The sequence below is a fragment of the Arcicella sp. genome (genome assembly GCF_964672035.1).
The window spans coordinates 1-20,051 of sequence record NZ_CBABQS010000017.1 but is presented as its reverse complement, the minus strand read 5'-3'; the positions used below and the strand labels follow the sequence as shown (position 1 = coordinate 20,051).

Below are 20,051 nucleotides of genomic sequence, written 5' to 3'. Positions count from 1 at the left end.
ACGCATAAATGATTTTTGGACAAATTATTTTTGTTATCAATCTTTTGATTGTATCATCGTGTAAATCGTGCAATCATTTTCTTTAGTTAATGCATCCTCAAATTGTTTATAATATTCAGCTACTTTTTTTGCTATGTACATTTTTTTAATAAGTGACCCAATGTCGTAATTAGCTCCTTTAATCACTGGATCCATCAAAAACGAGTACAAGTTAGTACCATCTTTTTCTTCTTTTTCGGGATGCAAGATGCGTGTTTGATGAAGAACCTTTGGATCTATGTTGTTTTGTGTGGGTAGAATATTTTGTTAAATTTTATCTAAAATGTTACTTTAATTTTCTGGACTGATGTACAGGAAATTTTAAATAATGCGTTAAAACACGCTGGAGCTAAGGTTAATAAAGTTGTCTTGGATTATGTGCCCAATAGTTTTACCCTACAAATATCCGATAACAGCAAAGGTTTTGACTATTCATTGGTCATAAAAATAAATTGAGTCAATCTGGTTCTGGATTAAGAAATATTCAACGCAGAGGAACTTTGATTGATTTTGAATGTCAGATTGACTCAGAAATTACTAAAGGGAAATACTATGTTTTGAAGACAAATAGTACTTAGCCCTCTAATTACTCCCCTTCACCACAACCCGCTGATAACGAGTCAATTGTGGACTTCCCCCGTCCTTTACTTCTAAGATTAGATGTATGGTTTCCCCCTTTTTAATATCGCTCGGCATTTTAAATGAAGCATTATTATTATCTGCATTTTGAATGGAAACTTTACCGCTGTGCGTGTCCACTTCGTCATATTGCCACCAATGATATTTCAAACTATTACCATCGGGGTCAGTTGCCGTTCCGCTCAATTTTACGGTACTATTTGGTTTTGCCGATAAATTTGAGGGAATATTTAATTTTATATTTGGCTCGTGATTGGCATCTTTGAAACCCTTTACGCACCAATCTGCCCGAGCGGCAAAATCGTTTTGAAGTGCTTCCAACCAACGAGTTTGAGGATATGCCAAGTCTAATTTATGGGTAAATGGATTAAAATCAGCAATTTCTTCACCGTCTTCCCAACGATTTGGGTTAGTTTTGGATTGACTCAAACGCCCGCCCCAACCACCAAATTGTGGATTTTCAAGATTACCTAAACCCACATTAATCAAGTGCAGAAATGCAGGAGAATCACCTTCTGAAATAAAATCATACTGCCCGAAACTGCCCCATTGAGCATTTTTTAATTTGGTAATATCACCGTGAATATTCTCATCATCTCCCGCCTGTTTTTTCCCATCACCATAGCTATAATACATTTTTGTCAAAGCTCCATGATTATTAATAATATGTTCGCCCATAAATTTGCCTTCCAAAAATGGGTGTAATTGTGTTGGTACTTGTTTTTGCCAGGGATAAGCCAAACAAGCAAATTGATGCGAATTATAGTAAACTTTAATATCTTTCCAATTAACAGCCACGTACTTTTTATAGGTTGCATCTTGGTCAAGAATGGCATAAATAATGGCTTTTCTGCACACTTTTTTATAGACTTCTTGCCAATTTTTAGTGTCTTTATATTGGTCTTCAATTGATTTCAATGCTCTTGCAATGGTGTTTGTACCACCCCAAACTTGTAAATAAAGAGGTGTCATGTTATCGTCAAGGAGTTTATCTTTGATAAGATTTGAGCCTTCGGTATCGTAATCCATTTCTCCTTCAAAATCAATATTGCCCACTTTTACTAAACTTTTTAAGGATGAAGCCGTTGGAAAACCCTTTGCATTTTTACTGAGATTGGAATAGACTTTTGCATAAGCATCAATCAACTCTTGCATCCAAGTTACGCCGGCCCAACGTAAATCAGTTTTTTCGCCGTACATTTTCTTAGTCATTTCCATCTCAGAAATCATCTTTGTTCCTTTTCCATCGCCTTTATAATGCCACATCGAACTGCTATAAATTAATCCTTCAATGTGGTATTCATTCGCATACAACAACATTCTGATAAAAGAATCTACATCGTCAATTTCACCATCGGTCGTCACGATTGTTCTTGGTTTTTCAAGGTTATTTTGAGCTTTTATTTCGCTGGAACTTGTAGTCAACAGCCATAACAGCACTAAGAATAAGGCTTTTTTCATTATTTGTTTTTGGATTATGGCATTGTAATGCGTAACTCAATTGCAATGCCTTCAAATGTATATCAAATTATTACTAAAACAAAAAACCTTGCTCAGAAACTAAGCAAGGTTTATGTAATCAAGCATTTATATAATATTTTTATTCAGTCAATAAAGTAGCCCGAATTACTTTTTTATCTAATTTTCCAACGGATGTTTTGGGAATCGCAGAAGCAAATTCTACTGAGCTTGGAATGGTCCAAGCAGTGATGGTATTGTCATCTACATAACGTTGCATAAAGGTTTTTAGATCTTCTTTCGTCATGTTTTTCCCTTCCCTCAAAACAATCATTGCGTGTGGACGTTCACCCCATTTTGCGTCTGGAATGCCCACAATGGCCACTTCTTGGACGGCTTCGTGTTGTCCAATCATATTTTCTAAATCAATAGAACTTACCCATTCGCCCCCCGTTTTGATAACGTCTTTAATTCGATCGGTTATTTTTAATGAATTATTTGAATTCATCGTAGCTACATCACCGGTGTGCAACCAGCCATCATGCCATAAATCTTCTGATTTATCGGGTTCGTTAAAATAACCTTGCGTTAACCAAGGCGTTCGTGCGGTAACTTCACCAATGGTTTCACCGTCTTTTGGCGCAGTATTTCCTTCGTCATCTATAAGCCTCAAATCCACAAACATTGCGGGCGTTCCCGAACGAGTACGAGCTTCTACTTGAAAATCAATATCAGGGTTTTGTTTGTCTTTCGGACTGACATAAACTGTTGAAAGAATGGGACAAGTTTCGGACATTCCGTAACCCGTAATCACATCCACACCCCGTTTAATCGCTGCTTTTGCCAGTACTTTTGGTAAGGCAGAACCACCAATGACTACTTTCCATTTAGAAAGGTCAATATTTTGGGTGGCAGGATGCGAAACAAACATCTGTAGAATGGTTGGAACGCAATGAGAAAATGTCGCTTTTTCTTTGACAAAACACTTTAAAACCGTTTCTGGGTCAAATTTTCCGATATAAACTTGTTTGGTATTACACAAGGTTGCCACGTAAGGGAATCCCCATGCGTGGACGTGAAACATGGGCGTAAGTGGCATATAAACATCCGAATTATTGAACCGACAAGCACCATCAATCGCACTAAATGTAAGTCCAACGGACAAGGTATGCAAAACCAATTGACGATGCGTAAAATAAACACCTTTAGGGTTTCCTGTTGTACCTGTCGTATAGAATGTTGTTGCCACCGCATCTTCGTCAAAATCTTCAAAATCGTAAACATCAGATTCTTTACTCAATAACTCTTCATATTCACCCACAATTGGTAAAGAAATGTCTTTTGAATATTCTCCACCATCTGCGCAGACGATAATACTTTTTACCGTTTTCATTTCCTTCGATAAGGATTCTAATAAAGGCAAAAAGTCTGAATGGCAGATAATTACAACATCTTTAGCATGATTGATTGTGTAAAGAATTTGTAAGGCAGATAAACGCCAATTGATGGTATGAAGAACATTTCCCGTCATTGGAATTCCGAAAAAACACTCTAAATAACGATGCGAATCGTAGTCTAAAACCGCAATGGTTTCGCCACCATCAAGCCCTAATTTTTTAAAAACATTAGCTTGTTTTCTTACCCGCCGATTTAGCTCAAAATAGTTGTATCTTACTTGGTCTTTATAAACTATTTCGTTTTCAGGTTCAATCATAGTAGAATAAGCCAAAATACTTTTGATGAGTAGTGGAAATTTAAAGGCTCTACTGGCTGAGGGTAATCTTCTGACCTTCATAGAATTATCATAAAATATGTAAAATGATTAATGTTTTTCAAAGATAATAAAACATACGTAGAAAGTGTAGAAAGAGACTTTATTTTTCGATGTAGTGAATTTTTCCTAAAAAAAGTATATTTTTGATAAACAGAAACAACCTTTTAATCCCCAAAACCGTCTCTAACTAAATAACCCAACGCTGTTATTAGGAGGGAAAACTTAATTCTCAACATATCAAGCAGTTATAATTTTAGATAATGTTTGTGGATAAACCTTAGATTTTTAAAATGAACTGACCGTTTAAAAAGTTTGAATATTTTTCTATGGTTTATACCCGTTCTTAGCTTAAATTTACCAATATTTTAAATTAAATCTGAAATTTAGACAAACAGTACTTTTATTTAATTAATTTATTTTCTGAATTACTAACATATTATACTGGTTTTAATCTTAACCTACAATTCTTATCCAAATATTATTAATTATGAGCAACCTTACTAATAAGACCTTGTTAGCCCTCCTTTTTGTGGCAATGTCTGTTATCTCTTGGGCAAATAAGTCGCCAAACGACAAAGAAAATCCCTCCGCTAAAAAGACCACTAAAGTAGCAATTCCACCAGCATCTCCAGGCGTTACCTATTTGGGAGTAGATAGATGCGGTTATCAATCAGCAGGAGATGCCAGAAGCTCTGTTATCTTACAATCGCAAGGTTGCGGAAATGGCTTTATTCAGTGGTATAATGCTGGCGACAAGAGTAATCTTGGCAGAAATAATGTCGGGAACAAAAAATATTTAGACGTACTTTTTGACATTTCTGTTTACGCTACTTGTACGGAATTTGGCGAAGAAAGTGCTCCTTCTCAAACGCTGTTTATCAAATATTTGTCAGCTCCAAGTTTCCAACCTGTTATTACACAGGACAAAAAAGTGGTTTGTGACGGTGAATTAATTACTTTACAATCAAGTCTTACCGACCCGAAATTTATTTATCGTTGGGAAAGAGGTATTGTTCAAACTCCTACTCTTGGGAGTTTAATTGATAATACCACTATTGGGCAAGGTTCGCCAACATTGAAAGCAAAAATTTCTGGATATTATTACTTATCAGTAATTTCTCCAGACTGTCCACAAATACCTGTATATGCAAAAGGGCAAGTTTATGCAGAATTTTATTCAGTACAAAAACCAAAAGTAATTGCCAGTGATACTGTTTTCTGTGAAGATAAAACGGTTTCATTAAAAGCGGATAGTTCTCAATTTGTAACCAGCTACTCATGGTACGTTAATGGTACAAAGCAAGATAGTTTGGGTGCAAAAAGTTTCATTAAAGCATTCAACAAAACCGCAAAAATTCAAGTCCAAACGATGGAAAGCCGATTGGGTTGTAAATCACCTTTGTCGGATGTAGTTTCATTAAGAACATTAAGAGTTCCTGCAAAACCAGTAATTACGCCTTCTAAAAAAGGAGCGGCAATTTGTCAAGGAGATACTTTGAGTTTAACTTCCTCATTAGGTTTCAAGTATAAATGGAGCAACGGAGCCATAACGCCAAGCATCAAAAATATTAGTACGGTTGGAAAATATACCGTTCAAGTAATTGATACGAGTGGTTGTATATCAAAAGCATCTGATACCACAACGATTACCGTTTTCAATTTACCCACAAAACCTGTTATTTCAGCCAGTGGGCCTTTGGCATTTTGTAGCGGTGGTAATGTAACGTTAACTTCAACACCAAATACTGCTTATATTTGGAGTAACGCTGCGATTACTCGTGCCATTACCATCAGTGCTTCGGGAGATTTTACGGTTGCTGTTAGAGATGCAAATTTATGTCTTTCACCAACTTCTGATCCTGTGAAAGTTACGGTTTATGCACTTCCTGCAAAACCAGCGATTACGGCAGGTGGACCACTTTCTTTCTGTGCTGATCAAAGTGTTATTTTGACAGCCTCTAATTTAGCAAATGGCGAAGTAACTCGTTACCGTTGGAATACCACAGATTCAACGAAATCTTTGACCGTTAAGACTTCGGCAACCTTCACCGTTCGTGTACTTGACCCACGGAATTGTTTGTCGCCAGCATCCGACCCAATTACGACCATCGCCTTACCATTACCGATTGCACCAACTGTTGCGGCTGATGGCCCTTTAGCTTTCTGTTCAAGAAGTAATGATGATTATACAAAACCAAACACCGTTAATTTAGTAGCAACTATTTCATCAACAAGTACAAACGTTATCACTTGGAGTACGGGCTTTGTTGGAAAAACCTTACCATTGACAGCAATTGGTGCCGATGGTAAATTTGTTGATATTTCACGTGACTATACTGCTACTGTGAAGGATGCAGTTACGGGTTGTGTTTCGCCAAAATCAATTCCATTAACAATTGTTGTAAAAGATAATCCAGACGTATCAGCCTCAAGTATTGCCAAAGATGGTACATTTACCTTGAAAGCCGTAAACTTCCCTGATGGAACAGATTATGAATGGAGATTTGGAACAGAAGTTTTGACCTTTAAAGAAGCAGTTATTAAAGCCAATCGTTATGGAGATTATACAGCACGCAGAAAAACAGTATTTACAGTGCCATCTCCAACGAACACTTTGTCTTGTTTCTCTAATTTTGTAAAACTATTTACTTTTAAAGAAGACCCAGATTTTAAAGGACTTTCTATTTATCCTAATCCAAGCAACGGTTTATTGACCATTGAAACGTTAGCGGATTATGACAATGCGGAGATTATCATTTATGACCTTTTGGGGAGATTAATTTATACAGGAAGCGTTCCATCAGTAAAAGGAAAATTAATTCTGGATTTAAGAAATCAAACGGAAGGTGAATATATGTTACGTTTCAAAGCTAATGGTTTTGATCTGACAAAACGTATTATTATTGATAGATAGATTTAGATTTATAATTTTAAAAAAGCCTTCTCAATTCACATGGGAAGGCTTTTTTCGTTATCTTCGTATCTAAAAAGAGCCTTAGCTCGAAGCAATTAGTTTCATAAATAACCAATAAATTTCTTAAAATGAAAAAAATATCCTTCATTCTCATCCTTGTATTTATTTCCTCTCAAATCAATGCCCAATGGATTAAACAGGCGGCTAATACCGAAGCAAGTTTTCGTGCTGTTTGTGCTATTTCAAATGAAATTGTCTGGATCGGTGGCTCAAAAGGAACGTTTATCAAAACAATAAATGGGGGTAAAACTTGGGAAACTAATCAAGTAAAAGGAGCGGAAATCTTAGATTTTAGAGATGTTCATGCTTTCGATTCACAAACGGCTATCTTGATGAGTGCAGGTGAGGCAGAAAAAGGAAACGCCAAATTTTACAGAACAACCAACGGTGGAAAATCGTGGGAAATTGTCTATCAAACTACTCAGAAAGGTATATTCTTTGATGGAATAGACTTCTGGGACAAGCAAAATGGCATAGCATTTAGCGACCCGATTGATGGTAAATTCTTTATCATCAAAACAAAAGATGGTGGTAAAACTTGGCTACCAGTTAATCCTGCAAATATTCCTTCAATGCAAGAAAATGAAGCTGCTTTTGCTGCCAGCGGAACGAGTCTTGTCACAAGTGGGCGTAAGAATGCTTATATATGCACGGGCGGAGGCGAGTTTGCCCAAATCTATAAAACTGAAAATCAAGGCGAAATTTGGTCGGTTGTGAAAACCAATATGCCCGCAGGAAAAACGAATGGTTTATTTGGGTTAAGGTTTTGGAACGACCGTAATGGAATCGCAGTAGGAGGTGATTATCAAGAAGTTACGAAGCCAATTCCTAATGTTTTGCTGACTTCTGATGGTGGAAAAACTTGGCAAGATACTCCGCAAACAACTCCTGTTGGGTTGAAAGAAGGTGTTTCGATTTACCAAAAAAAAATCTTGATTGCGGTTGGCCCGTCGGGGACTTGCTATTCAAAAGATTTTGGAAAATCTTGGATAATGATTGATAAAACGCCATTTCATGCCATTAGTATTTCGGGAAATGGAATTTGGGCAGTAGGGGGAAGGGGAAGTATTTATAGGCTGAATGATAAAATTTTAGAATAATACTTGCCATACAATAAGGAAACAGAACTGCCCAATGTTACCGAATGCGATGTCAAGTAATTCTTCTCAAATCAACGGTATGCAAGTCCAATGAAGTGGGTGAATTACTGGTATGACTTACGTTAGTGTCAATACTGAGGTTAAAAGATACAACGACTTTGGCATTGAAGGTTTAATTAATAAACCTGGTCAAGGACTTAAGCCAATTCTTAATCGCAGTGGCTCCTATCTTAGATTTGTGTGTTAAATTTTTCCAAGAATTTGTAACTTGGAAAATCTCTCAAAATGAGAGAAAACCAGAACCAGCCTTACCTTCAGCGGCTGATATTTACATCAAAAATAGGCTAATATTTGGCTTGAATAAGCAACCCAAATAAAGGCGAGTATGGGTATTTCTATAAAATAGATTCACAAAAAACGGACTTTACGCTTATAAAAATCGTGAATATTTCAAATTGTGGACCCCTAAACACCCTGTTATTATTCAAATAGACCGTTCAACGGCTCTTACAGAGCAATTCGTTAAAAGTATTATAGTTTTAAGAACACACCTGTTCGATGTCATTGCCACCGAAGGTCTAATTACAACAAATGAATTTAAGGACATTACTGACCCTAAAAAGTAGGTTCGTTACAGTGGATTCGTTCCCTTTGAACATTCATCAGGTAAATACAAAGGCAAATCAAAGGTCAGCAATAAACAAAATAAAAAAGTGAAGGCGTAGTTCCATAACGGAGCGATATCTGACATCCAACACTGTAAACCAATTAAGGAATACTACCAACGAAAAGTCAGCGAAGGTAAAATGAAATCCTCGTATTTAACAATGATTGAAACAAGTTGCTGTATGGGAATAAAAATATAGCAAATCCGTTAATATTAGCACTTTAAAACTTTTTTAAAAGCCTTGACGGACGATATAAAAGAATAAAAATATAGGCCTGACCCAGGTTTAGATATTCTTAAAATTGAATTAATTGCCAAGTTAGAGCAACTTTCCAGTCAAGGATCCATTAATTTCTCCTTCTGTAATGAAAGCCATATATGTAGTGAAGATTATATTCAATTTCTCAATGAAGATATTTGCATACCCCTTGAAAAGGGTTGTAAAACCACTATTTGGTTGGGTACTTATCAGTCGATATAATCAACATTACTGGGCTACAACAGAGTAAAATATTAATGCAAGATTTATATTTGAACAATTAGAAAAATTATCATTTCAAATACAAACCTTTACCATACTTGATAACGATGGTATTCATAAGGTTAAAATCATTTAATAGCAATTGAAATTTTGGGCAAGAAGAGGACTATTGATTATTTATAAAATCAAAGTTCAATTCTCTTCTCAAACACATCTTTCAATCGTTGGTCGTGCGTAACAACTACCAAACTCGCTCCAATTTCTTGAATTTGTCTTTTTAATAAATCAATGACTTTCAGACAGTTATCATCATCCAAACTTGAGGTTGGTTCATCCGCCAAAATCACCGAAGGCTTGTTCATCAATGCCCGTGCAATGCTCACCCGCTGCTGTTCTCCTTGCGAAAGTTGGGTTGTTTTTTTCGATAGATGTTCGGCAAAACCCAAACTTTCAGCCAAATGTTGAGCCATCTGTTTTGCTTGATTTTTGCCCGCTAAATAATTGGCTAACAACAAATTATCCATCACCGAAAGCGAATGAACAAAGTGTGGTTTTTGGTAAATAATCCCCACATTTTTTGCCCTAAAATCTGCCGCTTTACTGACCGACAATTGACTGATTTCTTGATTGTTTATTTGAATATTTCCACCCGTAGGTTTCAATAAAAGTGCCATGAGATGCAGGAAAGTAGTTTTTCCTTTGCCCGATTTACCCAAAATGAGCATCGTTTCACGGTTGGAACAAGAAAAATTGGGGAAGTCAAAACGCTTTTCGTGCGTGTATGAAAAAGTTAGGTTTTGGGTTGCAATCATGGGGTCTGGGGTAAACGGTTAAGGCAATTTCGGTTCACGGTGAACGGTAAATGGTGAACGGTTTGTCAGTGAAAATTCTCATCACAAATATAATTAAAAACCATTTAAGTTTAATCGTATTCCTAATGGTTGTATTTTTTTATCCCACCCCGTTTACCGTTCACCGTGAACCATTGACTATTTTTACCATTCACCGTGTTCCGTTCACCGATAAGCCTGGCGTTTTTCCGAACTTCTCTTTGAAAGCCTTTATAAAATGCGAAACGCTTTCGTAACCAATTTCCATGCTGATTTCTGAGACATTTTTATGCGTATTTTCTAACTGTAAACCTGCATATTCGAGTCGTTTATTTTTAATCCAATGAGCGGGCGAAGTATCAAATTTTTCTTGGAAATCACGTTTGAATGCAGACAGACTTCGACCCGAAAGCCTTGAAAGTTCATCCAGAGAAAGCAGTTTCAAATAGTACGATTGCATCAAATATTCCAAATCAACTTTTTCACCTTTGTATAAGCTAAATAAAATGCTTTTGAACTGTTCAGAGGTATCAATTTCGAGAATATGAAGTAATAATTCTTGCAATTTTAACCGTAAAAAATGATTCAAATATTGCGTTTTGAGGTTAAAGTAAGGGAAAATAGATTCGGTAAATTTGTTTAAACTTTCGGTAATTTCAAAGACTAAAAGCGTTGAATTTTCTTCATTTCTGAGGGCAGTATTTTCAAATAATTCTAAATGTTGTCCCACAAATTCCTTCAATAATTTCTCATTAAAAAAGAAAACTAAACTTCTATAATTTGTATCAATCGTTTCCTGCATCAGATAATATCCCCGTCGAATAAAGACAATATTCCCTTTGCGAACGTGGATAGTTTGGGTAGCTGAAACAAATTTTTTCTCCCCTTCCAACACAAAAATAACGGCGTGTTCTTCAAAAAAAACCTCATTTTTGAGCGGAGGGTCTTGATTTCGGTACGCCACAAAAGTCATATCCTGAATTTTCAAGGACTGAAATTCGCCAGCGTGTATGAGGGAAGGGACTCTTATCATTGTCTTTGTTAAAACTGTAAATGTATCAAAAGAATTAAACGGGTGGAATGATTTTTTGGATAAATAAAACGCTAATATTAGCAATATTTTCACCCTTTTAAAATAAACTCACATCATGAAGAAAATCCTCTTCTCTTTCGCCCTTTTTTGCTTGTCTTTCGCTTCGTTATTTGCTCAGGAATTTGCTGGAAAACGAATTATTAGTGGAAGTCTCTCTATGAATCTCAATACTATTAATTTGGACAGAAAAAATGCAACATCATCCAATCCAAATTCTACGACATCCACATTTGGACTAAATTCAACATTTCTAACGGGAAAAATTAGAGCAAATAACACTTACACAGCTTATGGGTTTAAATTAGGTATTGACCATTCATCTAATCTAACATCACAAAATTCGAGTTCATCAAATTACACCATTGGACCAGTAATTCAGTTTGGTAAATTTGTTAAAGTCTTTGACCAATTTTATTACGCTCCCAATGCCACATTTGGTATTTCTGGAAATTTCTATTCAACTTCTCCAAATCTTTACAATACTAAATCAATCGGGTTTGGAGTATCAGCGGGTGTAGCTCCTTTAAATTTTGTTTATCAGGTAAAGGATAATTTTCTTTTAAATATCACTTTGGGCGGGGCAGGAATTAATTATAATTATTCTGGCTCAACAAGTGATACTGGTAGTTCGAGTATTAATAATCTTTCCGTTTATGGTAGTATTAGTAACTTTTCAAGCCTGGGCGCCTATTATTTATTCTAAAAAATAAGGGGGCAGGCTATTTAAATCTGCTCTTTATTTCCTACCATTTCACCGCATCACCCTTCTCAATTCCTTTCCTTTTGCAATATCCCGCATTCACTTCCAAGACATATTTTGCATTTTCAAAAGAGGGGATTTGCTCTTCTGAAAAAGGCGTTCGGTTGGCTTGAATGGTTACGATTTTCTTGGATTCGTCTAAAAATAAAATATCTAAGGGAAGATACGTATTTTTCATCCAAAAGTTACGGGGCTGACTATCGGCAAAGATAAAAACCATCCCACAACTATCGGGCATCGTGCGTCTATACATAAGACCTTGCGTGGTTTCTGCCTCATTATCCGCAATTTCAATGGTAAGTTTCTCTTGATTTTTCAGGAAAGTCAATTCTCCTTCTTTCTTAAATTGAGGTTCGGTAACGGTTGAATTATCGGTAGGATTTTCTGTAATTGATTCATCTGAATTCTTAGAAAAATTTAAAATACCAGTTGAGATTAATCCACCGAAAATCAGGACGATTACTAAGATGATGGCAACTATTTTTTTCATGGTTTTGTATTAATTTTCCGTAAATTTACCATTCCCACATTAGCTTTTCAATAAACCATGAAAAAAACACTACTAATTCTTTGCTCATTACTCATAGCTCAAAGCTCACTACTATTGGCTCAAAAAATCTGTTTTTATAATGGAAAAATCTACACTGTCGATGCTCGTAGTTCGGTTGCGGAGGCAGTTGTAGTTGAAAATGGGCGGATTTTATTCGTGGGTTCAACGCCCGAAGCCCGTGCCGCTTGGTCAGATAGTCGGACGAAAATGGTGAATTTGGAAGGCAAATTAATGCTCCCAGGTTTCATTGATAATCACACCCATTTTGCCGATGGTGGCATGTATCTTTCGGGTTTAGATTTGCGTGGAGCAAAATCAACGACGGAGTTTAAAAATACCTTGAAAAAGTACGTGGAATCGCACAAAGGCGAATGGGTAAAATCGGGAAATTGGGATCATGAATCTTGGGAAGTGAAAGATTTGCCAACCAAAGAAATGATAGATGATTTCTCGAAAGAAACGCCCATTTATATCGACCGTTTTGATGGTCACATGGTATTAGTGAATTCAAAAGCATTGACTTTGGCAGGCATCATGAAGGATACAAAATCGCCCAATGGTGGTGAAATTGTGAAAGATTCAAAGACTGGCGAACCCACTGGAATCTTGAAAGATGCAGCTATGATGTTAGTTTACAATATTATACCAAAAATTTCACCCGAACAAAAAATTAAGTTCGTTCAACGTGCTTTGCAAGAAGCTCGTGAAAATGGGATTACTTCCGTACATGATATTACTTTCCAACCTGATTTAATTGCGTACCAAACCTTAGAAAAAGAAGACAAATTAACGTGTCGTTTTTATACTCGCTTACCAATAGATTCATATCAAAATTTGGTAAACATGGGAATTCAAGTTGGGTTTGGCTCGAACAAAATCAAATTGGGTTCGTTGAAGGCTTATGCGGATGGTTCGTTGGGAAGTAGCACGGCATTAATGTTTAAACCGTACGACCAAAATCCCAATACGCAAGGCTTGGCGAGTGACATTATCATTAACGGAAATCTGACCAAATGGGCAACCGATGCCGATAAAAATCATTTGCAATTATCCATTCATGCCATTGGAGATTCGGCTAATTATTTGATGTTGAAATTATTTGAAGACATTACGAAAACCAATCCAAAATGGGATCGACGTTTCAGAATCGAACACGCTCAACACGTACGTTTTGAGGATATTCCCTTATTTGCTAAATTGGGCGTAATTGCCTCTGTACAACCATATCACTGCATTGATGATGGCGTTTGGGCGGCTAAACGCATTGGTACTCGCATAGATTATACGCATCCGTACAAATCGTTTTTGGATGCTGGAATTAAACTTTGCATGGGCTCAGATTGGTCTGTGGCACCGCTGAATGCTATTTTGGGAATTTATGCGGCAGTTACTCGCCAAACATTGGACGGTGGAAATCCGATGGGTTGGATTCCGAAACAGAAAATTGGCGTTGCCGATGCGATAAAAGGATATACGATAAATAATGCGTACGCCGCTTTTGAAGAGAAAGAAAAGGGCTCGATTGAAGCAGGAAAATTGGCCGATATGGTCGTCCTTTCAGACGATATTTTAACCATTAAACCAGAAAAGATACAAACCGTAAATGTCTTAATGACTATTTTTGATGGAAAGATTGTTTATGAAAGAAAGTAAATTAGGATTTAGGGCGACCGACGCTTCGGGTTGGAATTTGGGATTTTTTTAAAATATCCTATGCCCAGTTTATTGATTTTTTGATGTCCCAAATCCAAACCCCAAACCCCTAAACCCCAGAATATGGAAATATCCGAAATTATAAAATACCTTTCCGATTCAAAGGAAATTATTAGTGCTGGTCTTTGGGCGGTGACTTTTGTAGTTTATGCTGAAAATGGACTGTTTTTCGCTTTCTTTCTTCCTGGGGATTATTTACTTTTTCTTACGGGTGTATTCGTGGGTACGGCGGTAGTAAAATATGCACTTATAACGGTTTTACTCTATCTTTTCATGGCTGCGGTATTAGGTTCATTAACGGGATTTTTATTCGGAAGATTCTTTGGAAGCAATCTCGAAAACCGTCCCGACCGATGGTATTTCAAGAAAAAACACATAAAATCAACAGAAGAATTCTTTGAAAAATACGGAAATCAAGCTTTAATTATCAGTCGTTTTTTGCCCTATATTCGTACATTTGCACCCATTTTAGCAGGAATTAGCAAGATGAATTATCCCAAATATTTGTTCCTAAATATTACAGGTGCTGCACTTTGGGTTGGTTCGTTGGTTGGTGGGGGATATTATTTTGGCGTACAATTTCCGTGGATAATTAATTACGTTCATTATGTTATTTTGTTTTTCTTGGCGATAACAACCTTTACCGTCATAAAAGGTTATTTGAATATTAAAAAATCATAAATATATTGCCACGAAGGCTCAAAGGCACTAAGAAAATGTAAACTTTTAGCCTTGGTGTCTTAGTGACAAAGATTGATTATAAAAAAATGCTTACAGACTTCGGTTACATACTACTCTTCATCATCTCAGGAATCGTCTTCGTGGCGTTGATGCTTTTTATTGCCAAATTAATACGCCCAAGTCGGCCGAATTTGGAAAAATTAAGTACTTATGAATCAGGCGAAGAACCCGATGGTAATGCCAATGTTCGCTTCAATATGCGTTTCTACGTGATTGCCCTAATTTTTGTACTTTTCGATATTGAGCTCATCTTCCTTTTCCCTTGGGCAACGGTCTTTGGTAATCAACATTTAATTGAAATTACCAATGGTGTTTGGGGGTGGTTTTCAATCGTCGAAATGTTTGTTTTTATTGGCATTTTAGTACTTGGTTTGGCGTATGCGTGGGTGAAAGGGCATTTAGATTGGGTTCGCCCGGAGACTCCGAAGCACGATTATCAATCAAAAATTCCGAAGAGTGCCTATCAAAATATTAATAAAAAATACAGCTAAAATTATTAGAAAAATTAGTACTAATCATAGATTTTAAGGGTTGATAGTAGAACCGTATAATTACGGATCAGAATCCTTTAAATTGTTTTTGGAACGTAAATATCTATCCTATATCTTGCATAAAAATTAATAGTCTATCATACTAAAAACACGTTGAATGGAAATTCAAAATCTACCACAATTACCACTATCTACTATCTCCATCAAAATCGTTACGGTACTCGGAAGGCAGTATTTATTAGTCCCAGATCAATCAAAAATTCGTCACGTACCTATCCATGATATTGTTCGCTTGGAAGGTATGAAAAATTATACTCTTTTGCATCTGTTAAATGGAGATACCATGCTCAGTTCCAGAACATTGAAGGTGTACGACGAGGTTCTTCAAAAGGCAGATTTCCTCAGAATTCATAAAGCGCATCTTATTAATATGAAGTGTTTGAGAAATTACGACGAAGCTCAAATGTTGTACGCTGTGATGCAAAACAGGGATGTTATTACCATTTCCAGACGAAAAAGAAAAGATTTTCAGCAGAGAATTAGCGGTTGTTGAATGATAAACAAGCTATGATATGTTATGAATAAAAGTCTTTAATTTTATGTCAAAATTTATCATTTATGCCGAATCATTTTCGCTTTTTTGTGGTAAGATTACCCTTCATGAGAGCTCATGGTATGGCGATTTTTCCGTTTCTGTTTGTCAAACATGAAAAGCCGTCTAAAGTGCTGATTAACCACGAAAGAATTCATTTTAGACAGCAATTAGAAATATTTATTTTGCCTTTTTATATTTGGTATGTACTTGAATATCTGATACATAGACTAAAAGGTAAAAACCAAAATCAAGCCTATATGAGCATTAGTTTTGAACGAGAAGCTTACGCCAATGATGATGATTCGGGGTATTTAAAGAGGAGAAAAATTTGGGGTTTTTGGCGATATTTGAAGCTTTAAGTTATGAGCTTTGAGCAATGAGTTTCAGAAAATGCCTCATTTCAAGTCTCAAAGCTCATATCTCAAAGCTAATTTACCAAAGATTCTGAGGACAAACAATCCGATGACGGTTATTCAGCATAATTCCCACCACCACTTCATGAGAACCTTTTGAGCGTTGATTGATATCCGAAAGTGTGAAATCATATGAATAACCAAGGTTAATAAACGAGCTAATATTTACCCCCAAAAGTCCAACTATGGCATCTTTATGTCGGTATGAAGCCCCAAACCAAAAACGATCTTTGTGAATCGCTTTGAGGTTAATATCATAACTTATCGGTGCTTGACTTACTCTTTTTATCATTGTAGAAGGAATAATCGCCCACTCTTCGTTGATTTCATAACGATATCCAGCTGTCAGAAAGTAGTGCGGATACGTAGTTCCCAACCACGAATAATTCCCAGCCGTTACATCTTTGTTAGAATAATTGAAATTATCAAAAATTAATTGATTGGCAGAAATTCCCAAGAAAAAATGGCGTGAATACAACCACGCTCCAACATTAATACATGGCTGAATTGCCGTTAATTGACCACTCGCTAAAACGGCTTGGTCGGGATTGTCTTTCACTTGAATTTTACTGAAATCTAAACTGTATTGCGTAATTCCTCCTGATGCGCCCAGCGATAATTTCATCGTTCCCGAAACAGGAATATGATAGGCATAACTTGCCGTAAGGCTATTTTGTACCGTTGCTCCGATGTGGTCACTCACGAAAATAATTCCCACGCCATGATGCCCAGGTACACGAGGAGCGCCCTTAAATTCGGTAGAAAGTGAAAGTGGACGACGAATGGTTTTGCTAATATTGGGCGTTACTCCCGTACTGGTACGGTCGGGTTTACCAATGGGCATGTTGGCGGATACATAATACGTAACGGGAGAGCCCGGGAAGTCCGTCCATTGATTTCTGTAACCCGTTTTGATATCAATATAGTCCTCAACTCCCGAGACGGCAGGATTTATAAGGTAACTATTCATCATATATTGACTGTATTGGGGCTTGCTTTGGGCAAAACTAACCAGTGAAAATGAAGTAAAAATTATAATCAGTATATATTTTTGCATAAAATTATGTCCTAAAATCTATGGATTTTCCTTACTGAAATCAATAACGAAAAAAAGAGCTATAAAGATAAGTAGAATTGATTTTTTTTTAGGGATTTAGAAGAATAATTATTTTTTGGGCTTAGATAAGATTTTTTATTTCCTAAGCCATAATATTTCGTAATTTTACCCTCCAAATCCATATCAGAAAATGCGTAAAACATACTTCACTCCAGGGCCTGCCGAACTCTTTCCAACTGTTGAAAGACATTACCATGAGGCTTTTGAGCAACAATTAGGCTCAATTTCGCATCGTTCGCAGCGATTTAGAGATATTTATAAACACACCGTTGAGCAGTTGAGAAACTTAATGAATATTCCAGCATCACACGGGATTTTTTTTACGGGTTCAGCCACAGAAATTTGGGAACGTTTAATTCAAAATACGGTTGAACATGAAAGTTTTCATTTGGTAAATGGCTCGTTTTCAAAGAAATTTTATGACTTCTCGCTTGAGTTGAATAAGTACGCTCACAAACTTGAAAAACCATTCGGCGAAGGCTTTGATTATTCGGAAATTGTTGTTCCTGAGTACGCAGAGCTAATTTGTACAACCGCCAACGAGACTTCTTCGGGCGTGCAGATGCGTCCTGCGGAAATTCATAAACTTAAAAGAGCCAATAAAGATAAGTTTGTGTGTGTCGATATGGTTTCGTCGGCACCTTATCCAGATTTGGATTTTAATACGGTTGATTCAGCCTTATTTTCAGTGCAAAAATCGTTTGGAATGCCCGCTGGTTTAGGCTGTTGGATTGTCAATCCTTCGATGTTAGAAAAAGCAGAACGCATGAAAACTCACGAAAATCAAATCGGAACGTATCATAATTTGCCCTCTTTATTTAAAAATTTCAGTAAATACGAAACGCCCGAAACGCCCAACGTCATGGCGATTTATGTGTTAGGGAAAGTAGCAGAGGACATGAACAATATCGGGATTGATAATATTAGGAAACAAACCGAAAAGAAAGCAAAAATGCTGTACGAATTTGCTGATAAAAGTGATTTCTTGGAAGTTTTTGTAAAAAATCCAGAGCATCGTTCGCAGACGGTTGTGGTGGTAAATGTAAAAGAAAAATCGGCCACCAGTATCATAAAACAAGTTCAAAATGACGTAAATATGGTGATTGGTTCCGGCTACGGTGATTTTAAAGATACACAATTAAGAATTGCTAACTTTCCTGCGGTGAGTTTAGGGCAGATTGAAAAGTTGATTGATGCTTTGAAAAAAGTTTAAGCAATACGTCACGAAAATTAGACTACAGATTATAGGGATCATACTGATTTACACGAATAAAATTCTAAAAATCCGACTGTTCTTTTAGGTTTGTGCTGTTGAATTTTTCCAAGAAAAAAGTAATTTCAAATAATTTCTCAAAGTGAGAAAACCATCCCCTCAGAAGTACCTTAATGTACTGTGCTGGGTTAAAGACCCAAGGGACGATTCAAGGCTCTGAGGGGTTCATTAACACAAGATTCATATAGAAATTTGGGAAAGACCCATGAGCAAAGTAATGAATACGTTAATGAGAGGTTTTGTACTATCATTTAAATTGAGTCAAAATTATGAAAACTTTTTCTCATTTCATTGGCATTGATATTTCCAAAGAAACCTTAGATTTTGCCTTAGTCGTGGATAACATTTTTTGTTTTCATCAGCAAGTTGAAAATACAGCAAAAGGCATTAATATTTTCATCAAAGAACTAAAAAAACGTTATTCAAGCTTCTCATTTGAACAAAGTTTATTCTGTATGGAACATAGGGGTATTTACAACAATATTTTGCTCAAATTTTTACATGATAGACAAACTAATATTTGGGTCGAGCAAGCTACCCAAATTAAACTTAGTATGGGCATTTCTCGTGAAAAAAACGATAAAATAGATGCTCAAAAAATTGCTTTTTATGCTTATAAGAACCGAGAAGATGTTAAACTATGGCAACCCAAAAGAACTGTTATTATCGAATTAGACCATCTTACGGCACTTAGAAGTCGTCTTGTCAAGACACTTCAAACTCTAAAAACACCCATTACTGATTCTGAGGGTCATATGGATAAAAAAACAAGAGCATTAGTTATTAAAATGTGTAAATGGTCTATTGAATCCATTAAAAAAGACCTTAAATTAGTCGAAAATAAGATTCAAGACGTTATCAAAAATGACCCATATCTCAATGAGATTTATAGTTATATTGAATCCGTAAAATCTATTGGACCAGTGATTACAGCCGAAGTAATTATTACAACCAATGAATTTAAAAACATAGATGACCCTAAGAAATATGCTTGTTATGCGGGTTTTGCACCGTTTGCACATTCATCAGGAAAGTACAAAGGCAAGTCAAAAGTTAGTCAAAAAGCTAATAAAAAAGTGAAGGCTCTTTTTTACAATGCAGCCATGACTGCCATTCGATTCTCCAAAGAAATGAAAACGTATTATGACACTAAAATTAAAGAAGGAAAGCATCATTTATTAGTAATGAATAATATTTGTAATAAACTTGTTCATCGTATTTTTGCTTGCGTTAAACGAAAAGAATGTTATGTCGAAAACTATATCACAACCAATAGTTTTTGAAAAGTAATTTGTACTTTTTTAATACTTTTTCCTTGTTTTTACCATAGAAATCGTCTCAGT

16 protein-coding genes are annotated in these 20,051 nt (G+C 36.1%); 10 read left to right on the top strand and 6 right to left on the bottom strand.

Features of this window, described 5'->3' with window-relative positions; genetic code table 11:
• Positions 1–621 precede the first annotated feature (621 nt).
• Both AC1W31_RS06885 and AC1W31_RS06880 read right to left on the bottom strand, forming a co-directional pair.
• The gene (locus tag AC1W31_RS06885) at positions 622–2,139 is read right to left on the bottom strand and encodes a DUF1593 domain-containing protein (RefSeq protein WP_481733681.1); all 1,518 of its coding nucleotides are present in this window, start codon (positions 2,137–2,139) and stop codon (positions 622–624) included.
• 139 nt (positions 2,140–2,278) lie between these two features.
• Positions 2,279–3,931 (bottom strand): fatty acid--CoA ligase, encoded by a 1,653-nt coding sequence (locus AC1W31_RS06880; RefSeq protein ID WP_481733680.1) that lies wholly within the window; start codon positions 3,929–3,931, stop codon positions 2,279–2,281.
• A gap of 466 nt (positions 3,932–4,397) precedes the next feature.
• Between AC1W31_RS06880 and AC1W31_RS06875 the strand changes: the two genes are divergently transcribed.
• Complete coding sequence (locus AC1W31_RS06875) at positions 4,398–6,824, top strand: T9SS type A sorting domain-containing protein (protein WP_481733679.1); 2,427 nt, start codon at positions 4,398–4,400, stop codon at positions 6,822–6,824.
• A gap of 128 nt (positions 6,825–6,952) precedes the next feature.
• Positions 6,953–7,984, top strand: coding sequence for a WD40/YVTN/BNR-like repeat-containing protein (locus tag AC1W31_RS06870; protein ID WP_481733678.1), 1,032 nt, complete (start codon positions 6,953–6,955; stop codon positions 7,982–7,984).
• Positions 7,985–9,317: 1,333 nt separating this feature from the next.
• Here AC1W31_RS06870 and AC1W31_RS06865 read toward each other — a convergent pair.
• Positions 9,318–9,944 carry an ABC transporter ATP-binding protein gene (locus AC1W31_RS06865; RefSeq protein ID WP_481733677.1) on the bottom strand — a complete coding sequence of 209 codons (627 nt, stop codon included), beginning with the start codon at positions 9,942–9,944 and terminating at the stop codon, positions 9,318–9,320.
• 190 nt (positions 9,945–10,134) lie between these two features.
• Positions 10,135–10,995 carry a helix-turn-helix domain-containing protein gene (locus tag AC1W31_RS06860; RefSeq protein ID WP_481733676.1) on the bottom strand — a complete coding sequence of 287 codons (861 nt, stop codon included), beginning with the start codon at positions 10,993–10,995 and terminating at the stop codon, positions 10,135–10,137.
• Between the two features lie 115 nt (positions 10,996–11,110).
• On the opposite strand from AC1W31_RS06860, the gene AC1W31_RS06855 reads away from it, so the two are divergent.
• Positions 11,111–11,758, top strand: a complete 648-nt coding sequence (locus AC1W31_RS06855) for a hypothetical protein (RefSeq protein WP_481733675.1) — start codon at positions 11,111–11,113, stop codon at positions 11,756–11,758.
• Positions 11,759–11,798: 40 nt separating this feature from the next.
• On the opposite strand, the gene AC1W31_RS06850 is transcribed toward AC1W31_RS06855, so the two are convergent.
• A complete protein-coding gene (locus tag AC1W31_RS06850) occupies positions 11,799–12,305 on the bottom strand; it encodes a DUF192 domain-containing protein (protein WP_481733674.1) in 507 nt (168 codons plus the stop codon).
• Between the two features lie 57 nt (positions 12,306–12,362).
• Here AC1W31_RS06850 and AC1W31_RS06845 point away from each other — a divergent pair, with 57 nt between their 5' ends.
• The 5 genes from AC1W31_RS06845 to AC1W31_RS06825 all read left to right on the top strand — a co-directional run bounded on the left by AC1W31_RS06845 (position 12,363) and on the right by AC1W31_RS06825 (position 16,264).
• The gene (locus tag AC1W31_RS06845; protein ID WP_481733673.1) at positions 12,363–14,018 is read left to right on the top strand and encodes an amidohydrolase; all 1,656 of its coding nucleotides are present in this window, start codon (positions 12,363–12,365) and stop codon (positions 14,016–14,018) included.
• Positions 14,019–14,141: 123 nt separating this feature from the next.
• On the top strand, positions 14,142–14,759 hold the full coding sequence (locus tag AC1W31_RS06840; protein WP_481733672.1) for a DedA family protein: 618 nt from the start codon (positions 14,142–14,144) through the stop codon (positions 14,757–14,759).
• An 86-nt stretch (positions 14,760–14,845) separates the two neighbouring features.
• Entirely contained in the window at positions 14,846–15,310 is a 465-nt protein-coding gene (locus tag AC1W31_RS06835) for an NADH-quinone oxidoreductase subunit A (protein WP_481733671.1), read from the top strand.
• A gap of 157 nt (positions 15,311–15,467) precedes the next feature.
• The gene (locus tag AC1W31_RS06830; protein WP_481733670.1) at positions 15,468–15,863 is read left to right on the top strand and encodes a LytR/AlgR family response regulator transcription factor; all 396 of its coding nucleotides are present in this window, start codon (positions 15,468–15,470) and stop codon (positions 15,861–15,863) included.
• 65 nt (positions 15,864–15,928) lie between these two features.
• On the top strand, positions 15,929–16,264 hold the full coding sequence (locus tag AC1W31_RS06825; protein ID WP_481733669.1) for a hypothetical protein: 336 nt from the start codon (positions 15,929–15,931) through the stop codon (positions 16,262–16,264).
• Positions 16,265–16,337: 73 nt separating this feature from the next.
• Here the strand turns inward: AC1W31_RS06825 and AC1W31_RS06820 are convergent, their stop codons facing one another.
• Positions 16,338–17,375: a PorP/SprF family type IX secretion system membrane protein gene (locus AC1W31_RS06820; protein ID WP_481733668.1), complete on the bottom strand. Its 1,038-nt coding sequence runs from the start codon at positions 17,373–17,375 to the stop codon at positions 16,338–16,340.
• Between the two features lie 190 nt (positions 17,376–17,565).
• On the opposite strand from AC1W31_RS06820, the gene AC1W31_RS06815 reads away from it, so the two are divergent.
• A complete protein-coding gene (locus AC1W31_RS06815) occupies positions 17,566–18,648 on the top strand; it encodes an aminotransferase class V-fold PLP-dependent enzyme (protein ID WP_481733667.1) in 1,083 nt (360 codons plus the stop codon).
• Positions 18,649–18,977: 329 nt separating this feature from the next.
• A complete protein-coding gene (locus AC1W31_RS06810) occupies positions 18,978–19,991 on the top strand; it encodes an IS110 family RNA-guided transposase (RefSeq protein WP_481733666.1) in 1,014 nt (337 codons plus the stop codon).
• The last annotated feature ends 60 nt before the right edge of the window (positions 19,992–20,051 follow it).